The 8,300-nt window shown below is 62.3% G+C and carries 9 protein-coding genes; 2 read left to right on the top strand and 7 right to left on the bottom strand.

The window, feature by feature from the left end:
• The 4 genes from VMR39_RS09110 to VMR39_RS09125 all read right to left on the bottom strand — a co-directional run.
• Positions 1–340, bottom strand: a 340-nt coding sequence (locus VMR39_RS09110) for an SDR family NAD(P)-dependent oxidoreductase (protein WP_325415655.1), incomplete at its 3' end; no start/stop codon positions are given.
• 2 nt (positions 341–342) lie between these two features.
• Entirely contained in the window at positions 343–1,134 is a 792-nt protein-coding gene (locus tag VMR39_RS09115; RefSeq protein ID WP_325415656.1) for an SDR family NAD(P)-dependent oxidoreductase, read from the bottom strand.
• A gap of 31 nt (positions 1,135–1,165) precedes the next feature.
• On the bottom strand, positions 1,166–2,239 hold the full coding sequence (locus tag VMR39_RS09120) for an alkene reductase (protein WP_325415657.1): 1,074 nt from the start codon (positions 2,237–2,239) through the stop codon (positions 1,166–1,168).
• A gap of 5 nt (positions 2,240–2,244) precedes the next feature.
• Positions 2,245–2,874 (bottom strand): nuclear transport factor 2 family protein, encoded by a 630-nt coding sequence (locus VMR39_RS09125; RefSeq protein WP_325415658.1) that lies wholly within the window; start codon positions 2,872–2,874, stop codon positions 2,245–2,247.
• 77 nt (positions 2,875–2,951) lie between these two features.
• On the opposite strand from VMR39_RS09125, the gene VMR39_RS09130 reads away from it, so the two are divergent.
• On the top strand, positions 2,952–4,049 hold the full coding sequence (locus tag VMR39_RS09130) for an AraC family transcriptional regulator (RefSeq protein WP_325415659.1): 1,098 nt from the start codon (positions 2,952–2,954) through the stop codon (positions 4,047–4,049).
• Between the two features lie 21 nt (positions 4,050–4,070).
• Here VMR39_RS09130 and VMR39_RS09135 read toward each other — a convergent pair whose 3' ends face one another.
• Positions 4,071–4,844, bottom strand: a complete 774-nt coding sequence (locus VMR39_RS09135; RefSeq protein WP_325415660.1) for an SDR family NAD(P)-dependent oxidoreductase — start codon at positions 4,842–4,844, stop codon at positions 4,071–4,073.
• A gap of 26 nt (positions 4,845–4,870) precedes the next feature.
• Positions 4,871–5,941 (bottom strand): Rieske 2Fe-2S domain-containing protein, encoded by a 1,071-nt coding sequence (locus VMR39_RS09140; protein ID WP_325415661.1) that lies wholly within the window; start codon positions 5,939–5,941, stop codon positions 4,871–4,873.
• Between the two features lie 154 nt (positions 5,942–6,095).
• Between VMR39_RS09140 and VMR39_RS09145 the strand changes: the two genes are divergently transcribed.
• Positions 6,096–6,839, top strand: a complete 744-nt coding sequence (locus tag VMR39_RS09145) for a helix-turn-helix transcriptional regulator (protein ID WP_325415663.1) — start codon at positions 6,096–6,098, stop codon at positions 6,837–6,839.
• Positions 6,840–6,944: 105 nt separating this feature from the next.
• Here the strand turns inward: VMR39_RS09145 and VMR39_RS09150 are convergent, their stop codons facing one another.
• Positions 6,945–8,024 carry a hypothetical protein gene (locus VMR39_RS09150; protein ID WP_325415662.1) on the bottom strand — a complete coding sequence of 360 codons (1,080 nt, stop codon included), beginning with the start codon at positions 8,022–8,024 and terminating at the stop codon, positions 6,945–6,947.
• Between the last annotated feature and the right edge of the window lie 276 nt (positions 8,025–8,300).

Below are 8,300 nucleotides of genomic sequence, written 5' to 3' on the forward strand. Positions count from 1 at the left end.
CGAAGACCGTCTCGCCCGCCGCCTGCTGTGCCTGCGCGGCATAATATTGGTCCATGCCATCACCGGGCGCCGATCCCCGCCCGGCATTGTTCACCAATATGTCGACGCCCCCGACCGCGGCCTTGATCGCAACGAAAGCCGCATCCACCGAAGCGCTGTCAGTGATGTCGCAGCCAAGGCCGATATGCGGCGCAGGCAGCACCGCTGCCGCACCCTCGCCATTGATGTCGAGTATCGCGACGATGGCGCCTTCCGCCGCCAGCCGCCGCGCGATGGCCGCGCCGATCCCTTGCGCACCGCCAGTGACGACCGCGCGCTTGCCTTTCAACCTTTCCATCATGATCAATCTTCTACTTCAGGACGCCAGGCGACACCGTTCACGGCCGCGCCGCCATCGGCAAAGAGGGTGTTGCCGCTCATATAGCCGCCGCCTTCACCGGCCAGGAACACGGCGATCGGGCCGATATCCTTTTCCGCATCGCCGAAACGGCCAGCGGGTACCTGGCTCAGGATCGCCTCGGCCATATCCGGGTTGGCGGCGAAATAGTCTGTCGCCTGCGGACTGGTCGCGGACGGACAGATGGTGTTGCAGGTGATGCCGAACGGCCCCCATTCGACCGCCGCCGTGCGGGTCAGCGCGCGCATCGCCTCCTTGCTGGCATTATAGGCGACGGTGAACATGTGCGCATTGACGCCGTTCAGGGATCCCATGTTGATGACGCGGCCATAGCCCTGCGCCTTCATGATCGGGAACGCCGCGCGCATGGCCCAGAAGACGGCATGATAGTTGAGCGCGAACGAACCCGCCATCTCCTCGTCCGTGTGCTTTTCCAGCCGCTTGGGAAAACTGGCGCCGGCATTGTTGACGAGGATGTCGAGCCGGCCGAAACGCTCATGCGCTTTTTCGACCATCGCATCGACCTCCGCCCGATGGGTCACGTCGGCCTTGATGAAGAAGGCGTCGATGTCATGGGTGTCGCGAAGATATTGCGCCTCTTCCTCGCCCTGATCAGCCTTGCGCTGGGCGATGGCGACGTTAGCGCCTGCTTCGGCCAGCGCGCGCGCGATGCCTTGTCCGACACCCTGCCCGCCCCCGGTGACGAGCGCTGTGCGCCCTTCCAGCAACTTCACCATTTTACTCTCCCCCTATTTTTGCGACCCAAACTCAGGCACCCAGCCTGGGATAGTCGGTATAGCCTTTGCGATCGTCGTCCCCGCCGGTGTAGAAGCTTGCGCGATCGCCCTTCGCGAGCGCCGCGCCGGCGCGGAAGCGCTCGACCAGATCGGGATTGGCGATATAGAAATAGCCAAAGGACACGGCCTGCGCCTTGCCTTGCGCCAGTACAGCCTTCGCCTTGTCGAGCGTCAGGCCGCTATTCTCGATGACCGGGCCGCTCCAGTTCGCCCGCACCAGGTCCAGCGCGTCCTGCCCGTCGAGCTGCACATGGATCAGGTGGCAATAGGCAAGACCCATCCCATCCACGGCCTTCAGCAGCGCGGCATAGGTTGCATGCGGATCGGCATCGTCCATGCCGTTGAACCTGACACCGGGGCAAATACGAAAACCAACCCGGCCCGGTCCCACGACCGCCGCAAGCGCGGCCAGCAATTCGACTACAAAGCGGATGCGCTTCTCCACCGACCCGCCATACGCGTCCGTGCGCCGGTTGCTGTTGGAGGACAGGAACTGCATCGGCAGGTAGCCGCTGGCGCAATGCAGTTCCACCCCGTCCATTCCGGCGCGGATGGCGTTGCGCGCGGCGGCGACATATTCCGCGATGACATCGGGAATCTCACTGGTCGCCAGCGCGCGCGGCACTGCGGTTTCCACCGGCACGCCGTCGGGGCCGGGAATCTTGTCGGGGCAGGGAATGGCGGACGGGGCGACGGTATCCGCTGCCGCATCCTTGTTCGCCTGCACCGCCGCGCGGCCGACATGCATGATCTGCATGACGATCCGCCCGCCTTCGCCATGCACCGCGTCAGCGACCTTGCGCCATCCTTCGACCTGCGCATCGCTGTGAATGCCGGGCGTGCGCCAATAACCCTTGCCGGTGGGCGAAGGCTGCGTCCCTTCGGTGACGATCAACCCGGCACCGGCGCGCTGGCGATAATATTCGACCATGACGTCCGTCGGCACGTCGCCGGGCCCGGCACGGTCGCGGGTCATCGGCGCCATGACGATGCGGTTGGCAAGCGCAATGTCACCCAACTTCACCGGCGAGAAGATATCGGCCATGACGATCAGCTCCGCACGCGCGGCCTGGGCAGCGGCGCACCCCTGCGCATCGTCTCGATGAACTTTTCCAGCGGAGCCGGTGGCTCGACTGGGCCATCATGCGGCTGGCCCTGCCGGTCCCAATAGCTTTTCCAGCTCGGAAACAGGTCATGGAAGCTGCCATGATAGGGCGACACCCCCGGCCAGCGCATCTTGCGATCGCCGATCGGCGGTTTGTTGAGGTCGGTCGCATACCAATAGAGCGGCAGCCGTCTGCGGAAATACCAGCGTCCCTCGATCCGTTCATACTGGTCGAAATATAGCATCTGCATGATGACCCATTCCGACCCACACTCATGCTCGTTCTTCGAATAGACGACGCCCTGCGCATGGTCAGAATCGTCGAAATCGATAATGTGCCCGCCAATATGGTGCGATGTGCCGTCGAATCGCATCGAATGGGTTTCGTCGAACCAGTCGCGCAGCGCCTTGCGTCCCGTCTTTCCACCACCGACGCGCACATCTTCGGGGAACAGGCTCACCCAGGCGTCGGAATCGCGCATGTCGAGCGCCAGCGCATATTTCGCGGGCAACTGGCGGATCGCATCCAGCGATTCCAGCCGGTCGATACGCGCCATCAGGCTTTCGTCGCCCATCCTCTCATCCTTTCATTCCGTTGCTCCTCCTTTCCCTATTGCCGCGCCCGCGCAAATGCCGGATTAGCTCAAAGGCCATGACAAAAAGGCTCATTCTGTCCAAACAATTGTCGCGCCCGGTGCCGGGCAATGTGTCCGCCGCCATTGCGCGCGATCTTTTGCGGCTGGTCGAAGAATTTGGCGACGATCCTCAAGCCCTGATGCGCCAGGCGGGACTTGCCCATCTCGCGCCCATGCTGCTCATGACAGGACGCGCGGGAAGCCCCCTTGCCCATGACGACTTCACTCGTCTCTACGCGCATTGCACCTGGGTTCTGGACGATCATGCCGCACGGCAGGAAGCGCGCGAGCCACTGACCAAGGCGGGCCTCGACATGATGTGCCACTGCATCATCACCTGCCGCACGCTGCGCGACGCCATCGAGCGCGCAGACCGGTTCAGCCAGTTGCTCGCGCCGCGCCTGTCGCGCCTTGTGCTCAAGGAAGAGGATGGCGTCGCACGCCTGTCGATGCCGACGATCCGGCGGGTTCGCAACGCCTGCGCCTATCTGTCCGACCTGACCGGCCTGTCCACTTATCATCGCCTGTTCAGCTGGCTGATCGGGGAGGACATGACGCTGCTGGGCGCCGCCATGCGCTATCCGCCTCTGCTCGACGAACGGACCGTTTCGCATCTGGTGCCCTGCCCGGTACAGCATGGCGCGCCGGAAAACGGGCTGCGCTTCGCATCGGCCTATCTCGACCGCCCGGTGATCCGCAGCCCGTTCGAACTGGATCACCTGCTCATATTCTTCCCTTTCGACATGGAAGCGCCCTTGTCGAAGGAAGCACCGCTATCGGAACGCATCGCCCATCTGTTCAGCGCCATGCTCGCCAGCAGTGAAACACCCGCTCCCGCCGCCCAACTGGCGCGGCGGTTCGGCATCAGCGTCGCCACGCTCAAACGCCGCCTGCTGGCGGAGGGCACGTCGCTCGCCCGGATCAAGGCCGAGGCGCGGCTGGGGATGGCCTGCCAGTTGCTGTCAGACCCGCGCCTCACGATCACCGAAGTCGGACGTCGCGCCCGGTTCAGCGACACCGGCGCCTTTCGCCGCGCCTTCCATCACTGGACGGGCCAGTCGCCGTCCGCGTGGCGCGATGCGCATATGTCTCAGCCCATGGCAACGGGCGGCTGATGGTGCCGCCGCCCGCGCCGTTCAGACGCCGAAGCCGCCCGCGACCGACAAAGTCTGCCCGGTAACATAGTTTGCGTCGTTGGACGCCAGGAACACCGCCGCCTTGCCAATATCCTCGGCCTTGCCCCAGCGCTTGATCGGCAGCAGCTTCTTCACCTCGCGCTCCCAATTCTCGTCGAAATAGCCTTCCTTTTGCCCGACCTTGAACTGGCCGGCGTCGATCACGCCCACCAGGACCGAATTGGCGCGGATTTCGTGGATGCCCTCCTCCTTGGCGATCCCCTTCACCAGGGATTCGTTGCAGGCCTTGGGCGCCACGGACAGGCCGTCGAGATGCGGCCACCAGTCATGCCCGCCTGAACCCAGATGGACGAAGGAACCGCCGCCCTGCGCCCGGAAGTGCGGGATGGCGATGCGCGCGGCATAGTAGAATCCGAACGCCTCGATCTCCATCGACGCCCGGAACTGCTCCAGCGTCCAATCGGCGATGCCCACCTGGGCAACGATGGGGCCTGCCCCCCATATAATGCTGTGGACCCGGCCATGCGCCTTGACCGCGCCAGTAAACCCTGCTTCCAGTTCCTCGTAACTGCGCGCATCCGCCTGATGGATGCTTGCCTTGCGGCCCATCGCCCGGATATCTTCGGCCACAGCCTCTGCATTGGCCTGCTTGGACCGATAGAAGATCGCGACGTCCGTGCCTGCCCTGGCAAACTCCAGCGCGACTCCCTTGCCGATCCCGCCGCTGCCGCCAAAGACTGCGACCGCGCCTTCAGGAAATTCCCTGCCCATCATCATCCTTTCCATTGACTATTCGGATATCATTCGGCCGCCACCAGACCGGGCGCCGGTGCCATGCCCTGGGTGTGATGAACACCGTTCGCCCGCGCCTGATATTCAGCCGCCTTCGCCCGCGGATTGTAGAATTGTCGATACCAGGCCCGCCCGCGATGAAAGGGACCATCGTTGGGCAGGCGAAGAATGCCGAACGCCGGCCCCTTGGTCTTCCAGATCGCAAAATCCTGTGAGAAGGCCGCCAGGCCCGCCTGATGATATTGGTCGCGCAGCGCCACATCTTCCGCGCTGGGCGGGTTATTCCGGGCACGCGTAGTGATGCCGTGCCAGACCTGCGTCACGCCATCTTCCTTGGGCGTATGACAGATGATCTGCACCGCGTCGGTTTCGCCCGAATAGCGCGCGATCAGGATGCCGGGACCGGTGTAGAAGGCATCGACGTCCAGCACGCCGCCTTCGCTGGTCATGGTTTCATGCCCGCCGCCCGATAGCTGCCTGCCCAGCACGCCATCGAACGCGGAATCGAAATAGGCGACCTTCTGCCCATGGATCGGCCCGAAATGGCGCGTGTCGACCAGATTGTCGACTATCTCCTGGGGATGGACGTCCAGCGTGCCCAGATCGTCATAATCGCCGCAGATCCATGACGGATCATCCCATTCGGGGAGGTCCGGCAGGTCATGGTCGGGCTCATCCTGCTCCGGGTCGTGCCAAGCGAAGACACAGCCGAACCGTTCCTCAACCCGCCACGCGCGCACCATGGCAGCCGGCGGGATGGCGCCGTCATGATAGGGAATATGATCACACTTGCCATCCGGACCGAAGCGCCAGCTATGATAGGGGCAGCGGATCGAATCCCCCTCCACCCGGTGCGCGCCGTCGTCCGACGTCTTTTCCGCCGCAAAATGCGCCTGCATGTGCGGGCAATAGGCGTCCAGCAGCACGAGCCGGCCTGATACCCCCCGATAAATCACCAGATCGCGGCCGAACATCCGGATGGCAGATGGTGCGTCGCCGACCTCGCTCGCCCGCGCCACCATCAGCCATCCTCGCGGGAAGGTAAATTCTCCCAGATTATAGTCCGCGGTCTTCGCCATCCATCCTGCTCCCAATGATGCCGGTGGGTTGGTCCCATGGCTTGCCGACGACATTGGTGGGCATTGGTCCGACTGACAACATCATTGCCTATTGTACGATCGTCATGTGATATTATTCGATCGTTAGATGATAGGATATCGAAAATTGTCCAAAATGTTTCGTCCAGGCCTCGCTATGCTGTTGTCCGAACTCAGGCAGGAGCTGAAGGCGCGTGGCTTCCGCGTCAGCCGGCTGGCAAATGAACTGGATGTGGCGGAACCCACCGTCTGGAGATGGCTGCGCGGCGAAGGGTTGACGCTCGACCGGCTGGACGCGATCTGCGCCCTTGCCGACCTGGATTTGCGCGACCTGTTGGGTCAGGCAGACGACGACAGGCTGGACCGCTTCACCTTGGCCCAGGAACGCATATTGGCCGCCGACCGCGCGCTTGCACTTGTCTTCTTTGCCATTCTTCATGGTGCACAACGGCCAGATATCGAGCGGGAATTCGGCTTGCCGCCGGTTCGGCTGGATAGCCACGTCGAACGATTGAAGCGGCTGGGACTGGTCGATGGCACGCCTCGCGGCCGGCTTCGTCCCAAGGTGCAGCAATCGGTACGCTGGCGGCGCGGCGGCCCACTCTCGATCGCTTTTGAACGCACGATCAAACCGCTGTTCATGTCGATGGACTTCGGGTCCGCCGATGCCCTTTATGTGTCGGACATGGTGGCGATGAGCGAAAATGGACGCGCGCGCGTCCACGCCCTGTTCGAAACGCTACGCGCCGACATCCAGATGATCGGGCAGCAGGAACGGTCGGCGCAACTGGACGGGCGGCAATGGACCGGCGTTCTGATGATGGTGCGCCCGTTCGACATCGGGGAAATGACGTCCGAATGGCGGGAACGACCTGCATGAGAGAAAATCCTGCCGGCGATCGCCTTTTGCGCCCGCCCGCAGGCCTTGTCTTTAACGCAGTCAAGGGGGCGCCACACTGGAGGATGCCCTCGCCCGTCACCTCGATTATGCTGCTGCGGCGTAAGCCTCGCCCCGTGGCGCTTCCGCCGGATATTCGGCTGGACCACCATAGTCATAGGCGGCGTTCAGCGCCTTGATAAACACCGGATCACGCAGCGGATCGGTGGGCGTTTCAATCTGGATGCCGCGCGAACGGACATCCTTGATCAGCGTATCGAACACGCGATCATAGGTCAGGTTGTCCGAGCCATCCATGTTCTTCTTGAGTTCGTCGAAATCCTCGAACACTTCGGCCGACCAGTGAACCAGGAAGCGTAGATCGTCCGTATGATAGCGTTCGATCACCTGATCGTTGGTCTTGACCAGCCAGCCGTCACGGTTCCCCGCTTCGCCAGTAAACAGGCTGTCGAAACCCAGTCCAGCCGGACGTTGGCGCTCGGTCGCGCCATTGGCCTCGCCGCGATGAACCATCATTTCATTCTGGACCAGAACCCCCCGATTATAGACCGGCGACGCCAGCCGTTCCGGCCTGTTCAGCGGCCCTTTGGGCCAGTAAGTGAAACCACTTGCCGGGTCATGGCTGAACCAGGTGATGACCTGCGCCATCTTGATGAGATAGTCCTGAAACAGGCTGGAACGCCCCATGATCGAACAGAGCCAGGTCGGCGAATTTTCGTAGCGTATACCCCGGAAGCTGGGGGAATCCAGATGACCCGGATCATTGTTGCCGCACGGCCCGTTGATGTTGAACAACATCATCTGCGGCTTGGCATATTGGGCGTTCCAGTAGGATTTGGCATGGCCCAAAAACGCCTCATTGTAAAAAACGTCGTGCAGTTCGGGATAGAGAAGCGCCGAATAATTGGCGAAGAAGCCACGGAAGGTCGGCGTCAGGAACATGTCCAGCGTCGGCTCGAATCCTTCCGGAAAGCCCCCCGCAAAAGTAGCGATCAGTTCCTCCGCATTCGCAAAATGCTGTGCGATGATCAGCTTCCATTCACCGCCATGCACCACGTCGAGCATCCGGCGGCGCTGATCGTCCGTGAAGATATTATCGAGCTGGCGCGGCGGAGACACGGGCTGAAGAATGTCGGACAGATGCCGCCTTTGCGACTCGCTGAGCATGGAAACCTCTCCTGAAGCGAAACGGGAACAGACCGAATTGCTATCTCATTATACGGCTTCGTTCAATTAAAATTGATCGCAATCGTATGATTATGGACAGCCAACTCCGCCAATCGGCAGTTCGTCCACGATGAAACCGGCAAATGCGGACCAGCGGTTCGACAGAGCGAATCTACTGGCGGGCGGTTGCCTTGCGATAATATATGGACAGGAACGGATCCCCGGTCAGGCATGTCTGGCGCTGACCAGGAAGGGCCGCAAATAGGCGTCCATTCC

This window comes from Sphingobium sp. (assembly GCF_035511395.1).
Lineage (GTDB): Bacteria > Pseudomonadota > Alphaproteobacteria > Sphingomonadales > Sphingomonadaceae > Sphingobium.

Coding starts and splice junctions, on each gene's coding strand:
- VMR39_RS09115 (WP_325415656.1), bottom strand. CDS start 1,134: ATGGTGAAGTTGCTGGAAGGGCGCACAGCGCTCGTCACCGGGGGCGGG.
- VMR39_RS09120 (WP_325415657.1), bottom strand. CDS start 2,239: ATGGCCGATATCTTCTCGCCGGTGAAGTTGGGTGACATTGCGCTTGCC.
- VMR39_RS09125 (WP_325415658.1), bottom strand. CDS start 2,874: ATGGGCGACGAAAGCCTGATGGCGCGTATCGACCGGCTGGAATCGCTG.
- VMR39_RS09130 (WP_325415659.1), top strand. CDS start 2,952: ATGACAAAAAGGCTCATTCTGTCCAAACAATTGTCGCGCCCGGTGCCG.
- VMR39_RS09135 (WP_325415660.1), bottom strand. CDS start 4,844: ATGATGGGCAGGGAATTTCCTGAAGGCGCGGTCGCAGTCTTTGGCGGC.
- VMR39_RS09140 (WP_325415661.1), bottom strand. CDS start 5,941: ATGGCGAAGACCGCGGACTATAATCTGGGAGAATTTACCTTCCCGCGA.
- VMR39_RS09145 (WP_325415663.1), top strand. CDS start 6,096: ATGTTTCGTCCAGGCCTCGCTATGCTGTTGTCCGAACTCAGGCAGGAG.
- VMR39_RS09150 (WP_325415662.1), bottom strand. CDS start 8,024: ATGCTCAGCGAGTCGCAAAGGCGGCATCTGTCCGACATTCTTCAGCCC.